Raw genomic sequence first — 17,503 nt, forward strand, 5'->3', positions numbered from 1 at the left:
ACATCGCCCGGCGCCTGCTGATGGTCATCCCGGTGATGCTCGGGGTGTCCATCGTCGTCTTCATCGTGCTGACCATGACCGGCGACCCCACTCTCGTCATCCTTGGCCAGCACGCCACGCCCGAGCAGCAGGCCGCCCTGCGGCAGTCGCTCGGGCTGAACGACCCCATCTACGTCCAGTACGGCCGTTTCCTTTGGCAAGCCGTCCACGGTGATCTGGGGCGCTCTTGGCTGACCGAGACCCCGGTCGTCGAAGAGGTCCTGGCCCGCTTCCCCCACACCGTCGAGCTGACCCTCCTGGCCATGGTCATCTCCACCATCGTCGGGGTCGTGGTCGGAATCATCTCCGCCGTCCGGCAGTACTCCTGGTTCGACCACCTGTCCATGATCGGGGCCCTGATCGGCGTCTCGACCCCCATCTTCTGGCTCGGCCTCATCTTCATCTCCATCTTCTCGATGAAGCTCGGCTGGCTCCCGGTGGCCGGCCGGATCGACCTGACCCTCGGGTTCGAACCGAAGTCAGGCTTCTATGTCTTCGAGGCGATCCGGTCGGGCCAATGGGCGATCCTCAAGGACCTCCTCAAGCACATCATCCTCCCGGCCGTGGCCCTGGCGGCCTACTCGATGGGTCTGGTCGCCCGGATGACCCGCTCGAGCCTGCTGGAGACGATCCGGCAGGATTACGTGCGAACGGCCCGGGCCAAGGGTCTGGCCGAACGGGTCGTGGTCCTGAAGCACGCCCTCAAGAATGCCCTCATCCCGGTGATCACCGTGGTCGGCCTGCAGTTCGGGTACCTTCTCAGCGGGGCCGTCCTGACCGAGACCATCTTCTCCTGGCCCGGCGTCGGCAGCCTGGCCGTCAACGCGGTCCAGAACGCCGATATGCCGCTGGTCGAGGGCTGTGTCCTCCTGGTCTCGCTGGTCTTCGTCCTGGTCAACCTGGTGGTCGACGTGACCTATGCCTTCGCCGACCCGCGGATCCGGTACAGTTGAGGGGAGCGGGTACCGATGACGAGACTTGGACGACTGCGGCAGAAGGTGGCCGAGAACTGGCGGCCCTTCTGGCGGCGGATCCGTAAGCATAAGCTGGCCGTAGCCGGCGGCGCCTTCTTCCTCTTCCTCATCTTCCTGGCTGTCTTCGCCCCCCTGGTCGCCCCGCACAGCCCCTACTCCGCCGACTTCGAGCACGCCTTCGAGGGGCCGACCCTGGCCCACCCGCTGGGGACCGACGAGATCGGTCGCGACGTCCTCTCCCGGATCATCTTCGGCACCCGGCTGTCCCTGGCTGTCGGGGTCATCTCGGTGGCCCTGGCCCTGGTCATCGGGGTCTTCTTGGGGGCCGTCGCCGGCTTCTTCGGGGGCTGGGTCGACAACGTGATCATGCGAGCGATGGACGTCCTCCTTGCCTTCCCGGCCATCCTGTTGGCCATCGCCATCATGGTCCTGCTCGGCCCGGGCCTGGAGAAAGCGATGGTCGCCATCGGCATCGTCAGCATCCCGGGGTACGCCCGGATCGTCCGCGGCTCGGTCATGTCGATCAAGGAGAACGAGTACATCGAGGCCTCCCGGGCCATCGGCCTGGCCAACTGGGGGATCATCTGGAAACACGTCCTGCCGAACATCCTCGCCCCGATCATCGTCCGATCGACCCTCGGGGTCTCCGAGGCCATCCTCGATGCCGCCGCCCTCGGCTTTCTGGGGCTGGGGGCGCAGGCCCCCAAGGCCGAGTGGGGGGCGATGCTCAGCCGCGGCAAGAACTACCTCTACACCTCACCCCACCTGGTCTACTTCCCGGGCGTGATGATCACCATCACCGTCCTGTCGCTCAACCTCTTCGGCGACGGCCTGCGCGACGCCCTCGACCCGCGGCTGAAGGTCTGAACTGAAGGAGGGACGACCGTGGGAAGCGGAGTCTACGAGGCCCTGGCCCAGGCCCTTGACCGGCTCCCGAACGGGTTTCCGAGGACCGGCAGCGGGGTCGAGATCGAGATCCTGAAGGAGATCTTCACGCCCGAGGAGGCGGACCTCGCCGCCCGCCTCTCGGAGCTGGCCGAAACGCCCCAGGAAGTGGCGGCAAGGCTGACCCTCGACCCCGAGGAGGTCGGGGGTAGGCTCAGGTCGATGGCCGAGCGCGGCCTGATCTGGGCCGGGCGGTTCGGCGGCCGGCGCGGGTTCCGCCTGGCCCCCTTCATCGTCGGCTTCTACGAGGCTCAGCGGGAGACGATGAGCCACCGCCTGGCCCACCTGGTCGAGGAATACGCCGACTCGCCGGAAGGGATGCGGACCCTGATGACGGTGACTCCGGCCCTCCACCGGGTGATGCCGGCCCACGGGGCGGTCAAGTCAGAGTGGGTCCTCCCCTACGATGACGTCAAGGGTCTGCTCCTGGAGGCGAAGAGCTTTCGCCTGATCGACTGCATCTGCCGGCACCAGCAGGACCTGCTCGGCCGGCGGAAGTGCGCTTTCCCGGTCAGGGCCTGCATGGTCTTTTACTTTACAGAGCGCCCGCCTGGCCCGGACAGTGTCTCCCGCGAGGAGGCCCTGGCAACGCTGGACATGACCGAGAAGGTCGGTCTGGTCCACACGGTCAGTAACGTCGTCAAAGGTCTGTATTACATCTGCAACTGCTGTGGGTGTTGCTGCGCCATCCTCCGCGGGGTGACCCAGCACGGGATCAAGCAATCCGTGGCCTGCGCGAACTACTTCGCCACCGTCGACCCCGGGCTCTGCTCCGGATGTGCCGATTGCCAGGGGCGCTGCCAGGTCGGGGCGATCGCCGTGGCCGGCGACTCGGCCGTGGTCGACCGCTCAAAATGCATCGGCTGCGGGCTCTGCGTCACCGGCTGCCCGACCGGAGCCGCCGAGCTGAAGCTGAAACCGGAAGACGAGATCATCACTCCTCCGGAAGACTTTGCGGCCTGGGAGATTCTGCGCCGGGCCAATCGCGGGCGCCAGAAGACCGGCCAGGTTTGAGGATGACGCGAGAAAGAAGACCGGCGGCCCTTGGGCCGGCGGTCTTTTCTTTCCCTTCGCGGCGCTAACAAAACCCCAGGTTACCTGGGCATACTAGCAACGGTGGCCGCTTTACGTCGGACGCGCCATCAAAGGGGTGAGTTGAATGGCTCAGGGACAGAGTGACAAGCAGGTCATGTCGGACCGTTTGAAGATGGAGTTGGCTAGAGAGCTGGGTGTGGCCGCCATCGTCGAGCGCGAAGGCTGGGGTGCCGTCCCGGCCAAGGACTGCGGTCGTCTGGTCAAGCTGGCCGTGGAACGGGCGGAACGGCTGCTGCAAGGGTCTGGCCGTTGACCATCCGCGGGCGCGGACGGGTGCCGGACACGGTCACCGGCCGCCGGCGGGCCCAGTGCCCGCCGGCGGTGGCTAATACCGGTCACGAAACACCCAACCCCCGGTCGTGACCGGGGGTTGTCGTCGCCGACGATGGAGCGTCTTACCCTGTCAACCAAGGTCTCGATGAGTCTCTTCATGGCGCCCTGAGGGGGCTTTCTCCGCATAGACATGACCCTCCATCGGGAGGTTAGTTCTGGAGGCGAGGTTCTTGTGAAAATGCTCGCAGAGATAGGCATGCACATCCTCAAGTCGGTCATCCTCTATGCGATCGTGCTGGCCGTCTTCCGCCTGATGGGGAAACGGTCGATGGGCCACATGGCCCCCTTCGACTGGGCCGTCCTGATCATGATCGGCGAGGCCGCCGCCCTGCCCATGGATCAGGAGGGATTCAAGATCGAACAGGGCGTCGTCCCGATACTGACCCTGACCGCCCTGCAATTGATCGTGGCCGAAGTCAACATGCACTGGCGGGGGTTCGAGCGGATCACCCAGGGCGTCGCCAAGCCCCTCATCAAGCAGGGCCGGCTGGTCAAGGACAACCTGTCCTTCGAGCGGATCACCGAGGCCGACCTGCAGATCGCGCTGAGGGAGAAAGGGATCACCAACCTCAACGAGGTCGAGGAGGCCAACCTCGAGCCGACCGGGAAGGTCAGCGTGATCAAGGTCAAGGACAAACGGGCCCTGACCCAGTCCGACATGGCTCAGGTGACCGCCGCCCGCCTCGACGCCATCCTCGAGGAGAACCTGCGGCGGCTGCAGGGCCGGGCCGAGCAGACGCTGGCTGAGATCAGCCGGCGCAAGAGCGGCGGCGGGTAGTCAAAGCGGCGCCCCCCTCGGGGGCGCCGCTTGGCATGACGCATTGCTCTTGGTTGGCCGGACGGAGCAGGTGGCTACTGCCGGAGTTCCTCAGGGACTCCGAAGATGGTGTAGTGGATGAACCGCCTCAGGCTTCCCTGAGCCGCTTCGTAGACCTCACGGGTCGACGTACCCAACCTCATCGCCATCAGGGCCAGCAGGGCCCAAGAGAGGGTGACCAGCTCCGGCGACTTCGACAAGTAGATGTTGAGGAACGGCAGGGCGACAAAGGCTAGCCCGAGCCCGAAGGAGACGTTGCGGGTGAGGGCATAGCAGGCGATGACCACGGCCAGGACGATGGTCAACTCCGGCGGCTGAGTGGCGGCGACCACGCCGAGGCTGGTGGCCGCGCCCTTCCCGCCCTTGAACCCTAGGAAGAACGGCCAGTTGTGGCCAACCACGGCCATGATCCCGGCCAGCATGATGGCGGCCTCTGACCAATTGCTCCAGCGGGCGAAGGCCACGGCCAAAACACCCTTGCCGGCGTCGACCAGGAAGGTGACGGCTCCCCAGAACGGTCCCAGGACTCTGAAGGCGTTCAGCGAGCCCATGTTCCTGGCGCCGACCCTGCGGATGTCGATCCCCTTAAGCCAGCGGCCGAGGAAGTACGCGGTCGGCATGGATCCGAAGAGGTAGCCGGAAAATGCGGCGCCAACCACACTTCTCCCCCCCTTGGGGCTCACGGCCCATCATCGCAGAGGACGACGGTCGTAATCGGCCACCCCAGACTGCTCGACCAGGGCAGGCTGGCGGTCACCCGATAGCGGCCGTCCTCGTCGGTGACGGTGCCTGGATTCGCCGGATGCATCGGTGGACCCAAGACTCTTTGATTCACCATCGGCGGCGGGTTCTCCTGCACGCCCTCGGCCGTCCCGGCCCCGTCGGGTCCCAGCCGGAAGACGCGGCAGAGGCCATTCCTCCCCCAGGCGGCGATGATCTGTTCGCCCGCCTGATCACCACCGGCGGCGACGGCGCCGATGAATCCGTCGTCGGGTTCCCATGTCCAGGTCAACCGCCCGGACCGATCGATGAGGTAGAGACCGCAGTTCTCCAGGTCATAGTCTCTCACCAAAACGAATCCGGTTCTCATCGCCAGGACCTGAGCGTGGCCGCCGAAAGTGGCCGACCAGAGCTTCTTCGGATATCGGGCGGACTCGGGCGCGGCCACCCGGATCAGGTTGGGCCCGGCGGCCCGCCAGACCGCCCGGAGGGTGATGTACTGGTAACGGAACAACTCGAAGCTGTAGCCCAGGTCGGCCAGGACGAGGACGGCCAGGAGGAGCCCGACCCGCTGGTGGCGGCGAAGGATGGCCGTCTGCGGACCGACGGCCGACGGTGATTCGACCCACCGGCCGCCGCCCGGGTGAACCTGTCCGGTCTCCCCGTAGAAGAGTCGCCTGACCCGGTTCTGCCAGGCGAAGTCGTAAACCACCCAGAAGGCCACGAGTCCGATGAGCACAAAAGCCGCCAAGGCCGCTTGAAACACGTGACCCACCCCCGCCAACGGGGACCCCGCCCCCCTCTCAAGATATGCCGCCGGAGATGGCTTGAAACCAAAGGCACGAGGCCCGGCAGCGCCGGCCTCGTGCCTCCCCATGATCCCACGCTTGCTAGCCGATGCTCCTGATGACCTTGCGAATGGCGTCAGATGAGCGCTGTAGACCAGTCTTCTCGTCTGGCTCGAGGCCGACATCGAGGATCCTTTCAACCCCGCCCCCGCCGATGACGCACGGGACGCTCATGAAGATGTCCCGCTGGCCGAATTCCCCGTCCAGGTAGGTCGATACGGAGAAGATCCGGTGCTGGTCGAGGATGACCGACTCGACCATCCTGGCGATCGAGGCGCCAGGGGCGTAGTAGGCGCTCCCCGACTTGAGCCGGCTGACGATCTCCTCGCCGCCCTTCCGCGTCCGTTCAGCTAGGCGGAGCAGGGTTTCGCGACCGAGGAGCCGCTCCGCCGGAACGCCTCCGACCGAGCACGAGTCGAGGAGGGGTACCATGTCGTCACCGTGGCCTCCGATGACCAGGGCGCTGACATCCTGGACGGCCACCTTCAACTCCATGGCGATGAAGGTCTGGAAGCGGCATGAATCAAGCAATCCCCCGAGGCCCATGATCCGGCTCTTCGGCAGTCCGGTGTGCTTGTATGTCAGGTAGCTCATGGTGTCGACGGGGTTGGTGACGATCAGGAGGAAGGCCTCAGGAGAAAGGGGAAGGGCGGCGTCGAGGACGTGCAGGAGGACTCTCGCGTTGTTCTGAGCCAACTGCTCCCGGGTCATCCCGGGCTTGCGGGCGCTCCCGGCGGTGATCACGATCATGTCGGAATTGGCGGTGTCGCCGTAATCATTGGTCCCGCTGATGGCGACGTCGAACCCGACGACGGGAGCCGCTTCCTGCATGTCCAGGGCCTTGCCCTGGGGGATTCCCTCGACCACGTCAAGGAGGACCGTATCGGCGACGTTCTTGGCCGCGCACAGCTGAGCGACGGTCGCACCGACGTTCCCGGCTCCGATGATGGTGACCTTCTTCCGGTTCATGACCCAATTCCCCTCCAGTGTCGTGGGTCGGCCGTCGCGAGACGGCCGCCCGCCAACAATAGCCGATGCTCCGATGGCGGGAACCTCTTCAGTGTTAGTCCTACGGACGGAATCAGGTCTAAGTTTGCCACGCCGACTCAAAAAACCTTCCTGCCAGCCACCAATGGAGTCGGGGGGCGACGGATCTCTGGGAATACACGAAGGAGGACCACCGGCCAGGATGACCGGCGGCCCCCTCCCCTGTTTCCCGCTGGCGCCTGAGACACCGCTGGGTCAGGCCGGCGCTAGGCCATTCCGATGAGCCACCAAACCAGGAAGAAGTTGACCAGGGTGACGGCGGCCTCGACGCCGCAGCCGACGATGAATGGTTTGATGCCGGCCTTCATGTCGGCGAACCGCATCGACAACCCGACCCCGGCAAAGGTCATCGAGAACAGCCACTTGGACAGACCGGTCAGGGCCTTGACCTGAGCTGGGGCGAAGAAGCCGAAGGTGGCCAGGGCGGACACGGCCAGGAAGCCGAGGACGAACTTGGGGAAGCGGTCCCACAGGAACTTGCCCTTGTTTTTGACCTGGGCGGTCATGCCGCGCTGCGCGTACCAGACGGCCATGGCCAGGATGACCAGGCCCATCAGGGTGTTCCGGGCAAGCTTGACGACGGTGGCCACCTTGCCGGCCGCTTCGGAGAAGGCCATCCCGGTGGCGACGGTCTCGGCCGTGTTGTCGACGCTGACGCCGGCCCAGAAACCGAAGAACTTATCGCTCAGCCCGAGGGTCTGGCCGAGGAGCGGCAGCAAGAAGACCATGACGGCGCCAAAGAGGAGGATGGTGGCGACGGCATAGCCCTGGTCGTCCTCATCGGCGTCGATGGCCCCGGAGGCGCCGATGATCGCCGACACGCCGCAGATGCCCACGCCGACCCCGATCAGGCTGCCCAGCTTCTCCTTGAGCTTGAACGCCTTGGCCAGGTAGTGGGCGACGACGATGGAGACGAGGATCTCGACGACGACCAGGATGACCCCCGGGCCGCCGATTTTGGCCACATTCTGCAGGGCCAGCCCGACGCCCATGAAGACGATGCCCGTCTTCAGCCAGAGCTCGTAGGTCTTGACCCCGGGGACGAAGATCTTGGGCAGGCCGGTCGTGTTGGAGATGAGCATCCCCAGGGCGATGGCGAAGAGAACGTATTCAGTATGCGGGACGTACCTGGCGATGACCTTCCCGGCATAACCGAGGGCGAGGAGCAGCGCCAAACCGGGCACATAGGCGAGCCCGCGGGTGACGATGCCGGACCCCCTGGCGGGGACCGCCGCATTCGGCGAGCTTGGAGTCACTGACACTTAGTTCCCCTCCATAGACTTGATGGTTTTGAGGTGGTCCGCGTCACCACGGGATCTTAGTAATGGCCCCGGCCTTCACCAGGCAGATGACGATCCCGGCGAGGATGACCGCCACCCAGTCGATGTGGATGTAGACGCCGAAGATCTTCATCCTCTCCCCTCCTTCCTGGGAAGACATGTCTTGAAGGTGTCCCCGCGCAGCCCCACCCGCAGGGACTCGAGGGCAATGACCTCATTGGTCTGGATGTTGCCCAGGTTGACGTCTGGGCCAAAGCGCAGGAGCAAGGCCTCTTGCTGGTTCTTCAGAGGGGCTTCCCAGAGGATGTCCCGGGGGTCGGGCAGGCCGGCCACGATCAGCTCCAGCTCGTCCTGCTTGACCGAGCCGTCGGCGGCGTAGATACCGATACCCTTGCCTGACTCGCGGGCCTCGATGATTACCTTGAACGAGCCGTCGGCCAGGTCTTGCCGGGCCATCCGGTGAGTCTCTTCCGGGACCAGCTTGTGGTGGGCATCCTTCTTCCCCACCTCACTGACGACGCGGAAGCCGGCCGCGACGGCCTTACGGATGCACTCCGACCGCAACGACCCGTCCAGCTCGATGGTCCCGTCGGAGACCTCCAGCCAATTGAAGCCGGCGTCGGCAGCCCACCTCAGGAAGCGGTCGACGATCCCCTGGAAGATGGCGACCTCCAGGAGGGTGCCGCCGGGACAGGCGTTGACGCCGCGGTCGCGGATCAGGGCCAGCTTCTTCTGGAGGACCTTCGGTGGATATAGGGCCGAACTTCCGAAGCTGATCTTCATCAGGTCGATGTACTCGCCCGCCAGGTCCAGGAGGTCCCCCGTCTCCCCGAGGCCAAGCCCCTTGTCGATGACCATGGTCAGGCCGTTGGCCCTTGGTTTGGGACTCCGTCCCTTGATCGGGTAGGCGGAAAACTCCGTCCACGCTTTCAACTCCTCGCTCGGGCTTTCCGCTCGAGCCATGGGTCATCCGCTCCTTTTGCCGGCTTGAATTGCGGGCTTTCGCCCCCTCCACACTATTCCGAGGGCCGGGCCGGTGTCACTTGGGACGTTCGCCCTAGAAGGGACGACGTCCCGGCCGGGGAGATGACAAAGAACCCGCCCCCGGCAAGGGGGGCGGGTTCTTTGGATGGCGTCCGGGGACCGGTCAGCCGACTTCTGTCGGCCGGCCCTGGGCCAGGTACTCGACGATCCGGGCGCCCAGGGTCTGGAGGGCGGCCTCGTTGACCCGGTAGTACCGGAGACGTTCGGTGTCATGAACGGTCACCAGCCCGGCCCGGACCATCAGGTCCAGGTGGTGAAGGATGGTCGGGTGGGTCAGCCCCAGGGCCTCGGCCAGTTCCTGCGTGTAGCGCTCGCGCTCGGCCAGGAGCCGCATCATCTTCAGCCGGGTCTCGTCGCCGAGGGCCTTGTAGACGGCAACCAGCGAGGCGGCCTCCCTAGCCCCGGCCCGCGGCCGACCGCGCTTGCGATCGGTCTTCGGGGGACGGCCTGGCCGCCCGCGACCAACCCTACTGGGCGACGCCGGCGGAATCGACGGAGCGGGCGGAATCGACGGAGCGGAAGCGATCGCGGCGGCCCCTTCCTCCGGCGGGAGTCGGGACCCCTGGGGCAACCGCAACTCGGGGCTGGAGGCGTGGCCCTCGTCCGTCGCCGGCGAAACCGGCGGGACTTCTTCCGCCCGGGTCTCAAGAGGATAGATGATGATCCGGTCTCCACCATAGTTGACCCCGAGGGTGAAGGGCCGAATGTAGAAGGACGGGGCCAGGACGACTCGCTGTAGCCGGTTGTCCTCGAGGATGGTCTCCCCGGTCAACTGCTCGATCAACTCAGCCGGCCCGGCGGTGGTCGCCGCCCGCCGCTTCCGCACCACGTCGGCCGAGAAGAGCGCGGCCAGCTTGTCCTCTTCCCCGCGGTACAGACGCTCGTAGAGATCGGTCAGGAGCTGCAGCACGCGGCGTTTGCTCTCGGCCGGGAAACGCAGGAAGACCTTGGCCTTCTCGCGTTCCTCGACCCTCAGGAACCACCGTAGGACGTACTGGAGCTTGGGGTCGTCATCCCGAACCCCCTCGTATCGCTCCAGGATGTCGTCGAGGAGCGGGTGAAAGCTTTCCGGCATCCGGGCGGCCAGGATGACCTTGGTCACCTCGGTCGGGGGCGTGCTCTCGAGATATTGGAGGAAGTCCCCGACCCGACCGTCCCGACCGGACCGGGGCACCAGGGCCAATAGGTCGATGGCCGTCGGGTTCTGCAAGAAGTAGTATCTGAGCTCGCGCAGGGCTTCCGGCCCGACGACCCGTCTGGTGGCCATCAGCCAGCCCTCAGGAAAGTCGAAGCTGTAGCCTTCACCGCTCCGCAGCACGGCGTAGACGGAGGCGAAGAAGTCGAAGGTCGGGGATGGACTGAACTCCAATTCCGGAAGCGACCTAAATGGCTGGCGCCCAGAGAAAACGCTCATGGAACAGGACCTCCGGTGGTTAACTACTGTAGACCTTTGTCTACGTAGTTATGAGCAATACGACGCCCCCAGGGAAAATCCTCCTTTGTGAGCGAAGATTGCCAAGAAGATTGCCCAAAAAGCGCGGGGGCCCGGCTCACCCGCCGGCCCCCCGCGTTCCGATGTCCGCCCCCAGCGACCGGAGCTTCTCGTCAATTCGTTCATAGCCGCGGTCGGTTCCAATCAGCAGGTAGCTGAAGCACCGTCGGCCGTGTACGCGGCGGCGGCAGCCCCGGCGGCGCCGCCTACAACGATGGCGTTCACGACAACGGCCGTTGGGCCGGGCAACCGTCCGCCTCCGGCCGGCCGCTCGAGCCGGGCGTGGTCGCCGACACCGGGTCGACCATCCAAGGCATCTACATCCTGCAGTGAACAGGAGAGGGCGCCTCGCGTGAGGCGCCCTCGTCTTCTGTCTTCTTGGTTTGTCTTCTCGATCCTTTCGTCGTTCGGCGGGCCCGACCGGTGGCTCACTGCCCGTGCAGGGCGACGATATGGACGTCGGACGACCTGGCCAGGTCGATTTTTCGTCCACCCTCGACCGGCAGGCCGTCGGCACCGGCCACGACGCGCACGACCGGGCTGGCCGGCCGGCGCTTCTGCACCTCGATTACCCTGGCCTTCTCGCCGGTGTTCAGAACGAGGACGGTGCCGATCGGATAGATCGCGACGTTGGAGATGAAAGCAGGGACGATATTCGGGTCAAAATGCGTTCGAATCCCGTCCCGAATGATCAGGATGGCTTGATGCGGCAGTTTTCGCGGCCGATACGGCCGGTCGGTGGTGATGGCGTCGTAGACGTCGGCCAGGGCGACGACCCGGGCGAACTCGTGGATCTCGGAACCCTTGATCCCCCGGGGATAACCCGTGCCATCGAGTTTCTCATGATGCTGGAAGGCGATGTGGGCCGAGACGATATTGAAGTCCCCCCGCTCGCGGAGTAGCTCGAAGCCGATGGCTGAGTGCCGCTTCATCTCTTCCCATTCCAAGGGCGACAGCGGGCCGGGCTTATAAAGGATCGAGTCGGGGATCTTGATCTTCCCGAGGTCGTGGAAGAGGGCGCCCATGCCGATCTTCTTCAGGTCGAACTGGTTGTAGCCGAGGCTGATGGCGGTCATCAAGGAGAGGACGGCGACCCCGACGCAGTGTCCAAAGGTGTAGTCGTTAATCGCCCGAATGTCGACCAGGTTCAGCATCAGGCTGGGGTCGGCCATCAGCTCGTCCATGAGGTCGTCCATGACCTTGCTGATATCCTGGACGCTGGCCTTGGCCCCGGCCCCGATGCGGGTCATGGCGTCGCGGGTCGTCTTCAAGGCCTCGACCCTCGTCCGTTCGCTGACCACGTCCTCCATGTTGACATCGTCCTGAAATCCATCATCGATGTAGACCGAGTAGACGCCGAGCTCCGACAGGCGGTTCAGGTAGACCTCCTTGACTTCCTTGCCGGCCGCCAGGAGCAGGGTCCCGTCTGAAGTGTAGATACTCCTCGCCGCCTTGAGGCCCAGGATCGATTCATTTACGGCCATCAATTTCATTCCGCAAGCTCCCCCAAGAGTGACTATGGAAGTCGGCGTGGCCATTGATTACGGTCGGTAGGGTCGGGGCAAGCTAGCTTCACCCACGACGGCCGAGCCAAGACGAGCGTCCGTCCGGCCAACGGTTCCTCGTCGCGCGACCGGCCGGGGTACCCCGGCCTGAGCTAAGGTCGACGGTGGCGCTGAATCCGGGCCCGGCCCCTCTGACCGCGATGAACTCTCACAGGGGCTCCCTCGCCCGCGGGGCTCGGCCGGCCCGAACGGTCGTCCCGGTCCCGTCAGGTGTCGCCGGCGGCCGAGCGCAGACCTCACACGGCGTCGCGGCTGTCCGATCCGGCCGAAAGGTCGTCCCGGGCGGTGATGATAACCGTGTGACGTCGAGCAACGACGGTCCTCTGGTCCTCCGGGTCGGATTCGCGGCCGCCAGGTCGCGCTTTCGGCCCCCGGGCCGGAGTCCTGTCAGCGCGGAAGGTCGTCGTGGGCGGCCACGAAAAACGTAAAAGCCCGGCATCCAGTCAATCGGACGCCGGGCCGTTTTTTGTGAGTCCCTTGGGCGCCGGGAGGCCCGAGTCTGTCCCCCTTTTCCCTCCCTCCTGAGCCCTGAGCCCCGCTAAGACCCGGTTTGAATGGCTTCGGCCGGGCTCGGCCCGGCCGCCTGAGCCGCCCGTCGGGACCCGCCGAAGCTCAGGAGGCGCAGGCCGTTCAAGGTCACCACGAGGGAGGCCCCGACGTCACTCATCACGGCCAGCCAGAGGGTCAGCCAGCCGGGGAAGATCAAGGCCAGGGCGGCGACCTTGACGAGGAGCGAGAAGATGATGTTCTCCCGGACCGTGGCCACAGTCCGGCGGCCGAGGCGGACGGCGTAGGCCACTCTGGTCAGGTCGTCGGCCATCAGGGCGATGTCCGCCGTCTCCAACGCCGCGTCGCTACCGACCACGCCCATCGCCACGCCGACGCTGGCCGCGGCCAGGGCCGGGGCGTCGTTGATCCCGTCACCGACCATGGCCACCTGCCCGTAGTCGGCCATGAGCCGACGGACGGCCGCCACCTTGTCCTCCGGCAGCAGGCCCGCCCGCACCTCATCGAGGCCGAGGCGGCGACCGATGAGCGCGGCGGCCCCCTCGGCATCGCCGGTGAGCATGACCACCGGGCGGACCCCGGCCCGCTTGAGATCGGCCACGGCGGCCGCGGCCTCCGGGCGCGGGGTGTCGGTGAAGGTGATCAGGCCGAGCAGGAAGCCCTTGGTCCCGACGACGACCGCCGTCCGGCCCTTCCCCCGGGCGGCTTCGAGAGCCTCCCGAAAACCCGAGAGGTCGAGGCCCAGTTGGTCGCGGGCGAACTCCGGCCGGCCGACGTAGACGTTGACCCCGTCGACCTTGGCCTTGGCCCCTCGACCCGGGAGGGCGACGAAGTTCTCGCCGGCCGGCGGGGCGATCCCCTGTCTCCCGGCCGCTTCCACGATCGCCCTGGCCAGGGCGTGCTCGGAACGGGCCTCGACGCCGGCCGCGGCCCTGAGGACTTCCTCCTCGCCGCGCCCGGAAGCCGGGACGACCCCGGCCACCTGGGGCCGGCCGAGGGTCAGGGTGCCCGTCTTGTCCAGAGCGATGCTCCGGATCTTCCCTATCGCCTCGAGATGGACGCCGCCCTTGATCATGATCCCGGACCTGGCCGCGTTGCCGATGGCCGAAACGATCGACACCGGGGTCGAGACGACCAGGGCGCACGGGCACGAGACGACCAGGAGCGCCAGCGAGCGGTAGAACCAGGGGGTGAAGGGCTGCCGCAAGACCAGGGACGGCAGGACGGCGACGGCCACGGCTAGGCCGATGACGATGGGCGTGTAGTAGCGGGCGAAAGTGTCGACGAACTGCTGGGTCGGAGCCCGCTGCCCCTGGGCTTCCTCGACCAGGTGGACGATACGGGCCAGGGTGCTGTCGGCGGCCTTGGCCGTCACCTGGACTTCGAGGTAGCCGTCTTCGTTGATGGTCCCGGCGTAGACGGCGGCCCCTTTCTCCTTGACCACGGACAGCGATTCGCCGGTGATCATGGCCTGATTGACCGGTGAGGCGCCGGCGACGACCACCCCGTCGGCGGCCAGGCGGTCGCCGGGTCTGACGATGAGGGTCTCCCCTTCCCCGACCTCCTCTACCGGCACGGTGACCTCACGGCCTTCGCGCCGGACGACGGCCGCCTGGGGGGCCGATTGCATCAGGTTGCGGATGGAACGGCGGGTCCGGTCCAGGCTGTAGGCCTCCAGGAGGTTTCCGAAGGAGAACAGGAAGACTACGGTGGCGGCCTCCTCCCAGCGATCGATGGCCGCCGCCCCGAGGGCGGCGATGGTCACCAGGACGTTCATGTCGAGGACCAGGTGGCGGAGGGAGAAGAGACCGGCCCGGGCCACCGTGTAGCCGCCCGTCGCCAGGGCCACGGCGAAGATGGCGGCCTGCCCCGATCGTCCCAGACCGGTTCGTCCGGCGATGATTCCGGCCAGGAGGGCCACTCCCGATAGGGCGGTCAGGACAAACTTGGGGTCGGCCGCCGAGAAGGGTGACCAGGCGACCGGGGTCGGGCCCGGGGCGGCCAGCTCGGCCCCATAGCCGGCGGCGCGGACGGCGGCGATGACCTCCTCGACCGGTCCGCTGTGCTCGATGACGAGCTTGGAGGCGGCGAAATTGAGGTCGGCCCGCTTGACCCCCGGCCTTGACCGGAGGCTCTTCTCGAGCTTGGCCGCGCAGTCGGGGCAGTCGAGGCCGGTCAGGCGGAGGACCGAGCCGCGGGCGGCCCGGGGCCCGGCCGGCTGGGCCACGCCGTAACCGAGCTGGCCCACCGCCCGCCCGATCTCGCCCCGCTTGAGAACGGCCGGATCATACTCGATGGACAGGGCGCTGGTGGCAAAGTTGACCGCCGCCAAGGTCACCCCGGGCAGGCGGGTCAAAGTCTTCTCGACCTTGGCCGCGCAATCCGCGCAGTGGAGGCCCTGGATGACCAAGCGCTCCTGGCGCAGGCCCCGGCCCCGGGTGGGTCGGCCCCCGCCGGGCGGGTCAGCGTGAGGGTTATCGTGGATGCGGTGTTGGGTGTGGTCGTGGCCGCAGCCGCAGGTCGCCTCGGCCTGTTCTGAACGGTCGTCTTGGTGGTGCATGGTGTCCTCCGATGTTTATCGCCTCGTGTGCTCGAGGTGGTCGAGGCTTTGATGGAGCAGGCCGACCACGTGAAGGTCATCGAGGGTGTAGAAAATCCGCTTCCCTTGGCGGTGGTGCCTCACCAGGTGCATCTGGCGGAGCAGTCTCAGGTGGTGGGAGACGGCCGAAACCGATGAGCCGAGCAGGGCGGCCAGGTCGTGGACGCAGAGTTCCTCCCGGGAGAGGGCGTAGACGATCCTCACCCGAGTATCGTCGGCCAGGGCCTTGAAGATATCGGCCAGCCCTTCTACGGACTGGAGTTCGGGCCGGAGCATCTCGACCTTCTTCCCGTCGAAGCACTCGTCGAAGCACTCTTCAAGGCGGTCATCATCATCGCTGGCCATCACTCGGCCTCCCCCCAGGACCCGACGGGCCCACTCTCTCCGAACAAACGCTTGAACATTTGTTCAAGCGTTTGTTCGACCTCATTATATCATTGGCGAGTCCTCCTGAGAACCCCTAAAGCTGGGGAAACCAGCCGTCTCAGGGTCAATGAGGCTTCGAAGTCAAGGACGGCGAAAGGGGAACGAATAGTGTGGACCATTCCGATACCCTCGATTCGGCCGACAGCTTCGACGGAGCCTACTAAGTGGGTTGATCATCAGCCGCGACTAACCGGCATGGCGGCGTCCTGAGGGCGACTGAGAGCATGCGCGGGAAGCCTTGCCATCGGCGGCCCGGCCTAAACCGGGTCGAATTCCGGTGCCGCACGGCAGAGGAAATACGTGGGAGCCCCTCCGGGCCTGAACCGGCGGGGCTCCCACGGCATCTTTGGGCTTCACCACCGCTGGCCCTGGCCCGGCGGGCCCGGTCCGACCGCGCCCTGCGCCTGACGGTCTGGACCGGAGCCTCCCCCGGTGGAGAGATCGACCAGGAGATGGCCGCCGCTGGGGCCCTCGCCCGGCGGTTGCCCTATCAGTCGCTGCCGGAGCTGCGCTCGAACATCAACGCCGGCCGCGTCGCCTATGACGACCCCCACCTCGGGGTCTTCCCGGAGCTGGTCCGGGCGGGACACCTCGGACCGCTGGACGTGGCGATCATCGAGGCCTGCGCGATCACTGACGACGGCGGGCTGGTCCTGACCTCATCGGTGGGCAACAGTCCCCTTTACGCGAAGGTGGCCCGGCGGGTCATTGTCGAATTGAACCGGTGGCACCCCCCGGAGATGCTCGGGATGCACGACGTCTGGAGCTACCAAGGGCCGCCCGGCCGGCAACCCCTGCCCTTGACCGACCCGCTCCAGCGCATCGGAAGCCCGGTGGTCCGCCTTGACCCCGAGCGCCTGGCGGCGGTGGTCCTGACCGACCGACCGGACCATCCCTACACCTTCAAGCCACCGGATGAGGTGTCCGTGCGGATCGGCGGGCATCTGACGGCCTTCCTCGAGGGCGAGGTGAAAGCCGGTCGCCTGCCGGCCGGCCTCCTCCCGCTGCAGGTGGGCATCGGCAGCGTCGGTGACGCCGTCCTCGGCTCCCTGGCCGACTGGGGCCGCACCGGTCTGACCTTCTTTTCCGAGGTCATCCAGGACGCGATGCTCGACCTGATCGAGGCCGGGGTGATCCGCGGGACCTCGGGGACCTCCCTGGCCCTGTCGGCGGCCGGGCAGCAGCGGCTCCACCGCGACCTGCCGCGATTCCGCCGCTACCTGGTCCTCCGCCCCCAGGAGGTGTCCAACGGCGGCGAGGCCATCCGGCGCCTGGGCGTGATCGCCATCAATACGGCCGTCGGGGTCGACCTCAACGGGCAGGTCAACTCGACCCACCTGGCCGGGACCTCGATGATCAACAGCATCGGCGGCTCCGGGGACTACTCCCGCAACGCCCATCTGCCCATCTTCGTCACCCCTTCGGTGGCCCGCGACGGCCGGGTGTCCTGCGTCGTCCCGATGGTCTCCCACGTCGACCACACCGAGCACGACGTGGCGGTGATCGGCACCGAGCAAGGGGTGGCCGACCTGCGCGGGCTGTCCCCGCGGGAACGGGCCGGGCGGATCGCCGCGGTCGCCCATCCCACCTACCGCCCGCTGCTCGAGGACTACTTCCGGCGGGCGTCGGCCCACGGCGGACACACCCCCCACTTACTGGCGAGGCCTTCTCCTGGCACCTGCGGGCCGCCGAGACCGGGTCGATGCTCCCCGACCACTGACGCTCGATCGGCCCTAGCGGCCGGACCCGGACACCAACCGACGTGGAAGGAA

The 17,503-nt window shown here is 66.6% G+C and carries 15 protein-coding genes; 5 read left to right on the forward strand and 10 right to left on the reverse strand.

All coding sequences use genetic code 11. The features are described from left to right. Positions 1–2: 2 nt before the first annotated feature. From VGL40_12265 to VGL40_12285, 5 genes are all read left to right on the forward strand, one after another. Positions 3–992, forward strand: a complete 990-nt coding sequence (locus VGL40_12265) for an ABC transporter permease (GenBank protein HEY3316036.1) — start codon at positions 3–5, stop codon at positions 990–992. A 15-nt stretch (positions 993–1,007) separates the two neighbouring features. Then, positions 1,008–1,880, forward strand: coding sequence for an ABC transporter permease (locus tag VGL40_12270; protein HEY3316037.1), 873 nt, complete (start codon positions 1,008–1,010; stop codon positions 1,878–1,880). 18 nt (positions 1,881–1,898) lie between these two features. Beyond that, positions 1,899–2,972, forward strand: a complete 1,074-nt coding sequence (locus tag VGL40_12275) for a 4Fe-4S binding protein (protein ID HEY3316038.1) — start codon at positions 1,899–1,901, stop codon at positions 2,970–2,972. Positions 2,973–3,117: 145 nt separating this feature from the next. Next, complete coding sequence (locus VGL40_12280; protein HEY3316039.1) at positions 3,118–3,306, forward strand: small, acid-soluble spore protein, alpha/beta type; 189 nt, start codon at positions 3,118–3,120, stop codon at positions 3,304–3,306. Between the two features lie 258 nt (positions 3,307–3,564). Then, positions 3,565–4,164, forward strand: a complete 600-nt coding sequence (locus VGL40_12285) for a YetF domain-containing protein (GenBank protein HEY3316040.1) — start codon at positions 3,565–3,567, stop codon at positions 4,162–4,164. A 74-nt stretch (positions 4,165–4,238) separates the two neighbouring features. Here the strand turns inward: VGL40_12285 and VGL40_12290 are convergent, their stop codons facing one another. The 10 genes from VGL40_12290 to VGL40_12335 all read right to left on the reverse strand — a co-directional run bounded on the left by VGL40_12290 (position 4,239) and on the right by VGL40_12335 (position 17,365). Continuing rightward, positions 4,239–4,862, reverse strand: a complete 624-nt coding sequence (locus tag VGL40_12290; protein HEY3316041.1) for a glycerol-3-phosphate acyltransferase — start codon at positions 4,860–4,862, stop codon at positions 4,239–4,241. Positions 4,863–4,882: 20 nt separating this feature from the next. Next, a complete protein-coding gene (locus VGL40_12295) occupies positions 4,883–5,689 on the reverse strand; it encodes a hypothetical protein (GenBank protein ID HEY3316042.1) in 807 nt (268 codons plus the stop codon). A 124-nt stretch (positions 5,690–5,813) separates the two neighbouring features. Next, a complete protein-coding gene (mdh, locus tag VGL40_12300; GenBank protein HEY3316043.1) occupies positions 5,814–6,740 on the reverse strand; it encodes a malate dehydrogenase in 927 nt (308 codons plus the stop codon). Positions 6,741–7,024: 284 nt separating this feature from the next. Then, on the reverse strand, positions 7,025–8,080 hold the full coding sequence (locus VGL40_12305; protein HEY3316044.1) for a putative sulfate exporter family transporter: 1,056 nt from the start codon (positions 8,078–8,080) through the stop codon (positions 7,025–7,027). 147 nt (positions 8,081–8,227) lie between these two features. After that, on the reverse strand, positions 8,228–9,061 hold the full coding sequence (locus VGL40_12310) for a phosphosulfolactate synthase (protein HEY3316045.1): 834 nt from the start codon (positions 9,059–9,061) through the stop codon (positions 8,228–8,230). Between the two features lie 184 nt (positions 9,062–9,245). Continuing rightward, positions 9,246–10,556 carry a metalloregulator ArsR/SmtB family transcription factor gene (locus VGL40_12315; protein ID HEY3316046.1) on the reverse strand — a complete coding sequence of 437 codons (1,311 nt, stop codon included), beginning with the start codon at positions 10,554–10,556 and terminating at the stop codon, positions 9,246–9,248. A 506-nt stretch (positions 10,557–11,062) separates the two neighbouring features. Next, on the reverse strand, positions 11,063–12,127 hold the full coding sequence (locus VGL40_12320) for an HD-GYP domain-containing protein (GenBank protein ID HEY3316047.1): 1,065 nt from the start codon (positions 12,125–12,127) through the stop codon (positions 11,063–11,065). Between the two features lie 610 nt (positions 12,128–12,737). Then, a complete protein-coding gene (locus VGL40_12325) occupies positions 12,738–15,266 on the reverse strand; it encodes a heavy metal translocating P-type ATPase (GenBank protein HEY3316048.1) in 2,529 nt (842 codons plus the stop codon). A gap of 15 nt (positions 15,267–15,281) precedes the next feature. Then, the gene (locus tag VGL40_12330) at positions 15,282–15,650 is read right to left on the reverse strand and encodes a metalloregulator ArsR/SmtB family transcription factor (protein ID HEY3316049.1); all 369 of its coding nucleotides are present in this window, start codon (positions 15,648–15,650) and stop codon (positions 15,282–15,284) included. A gap of 740 nt (positions 15,651–16,390) precedes the next feature. After that, positions 16,391–17,365, reverse strand: a complete 975-nt coding sequence (locus tag VGL40_12335) for a hypothetical protein (GenBank protein HEY3316050.1) — start codon at positions 17,363–17,365, stop codon at positions 16,391–16,393. Positions 17,366–17,503: the final 138 nt, after the last annotated feature.

The organism is Bacillota bacterium (assembly GCA_036504675.1).
Classification (GTDB): Bacteria; Bacillota; Sulfobacillia; order JAJYWN01; family JAJZPE01; genus DASXUT01.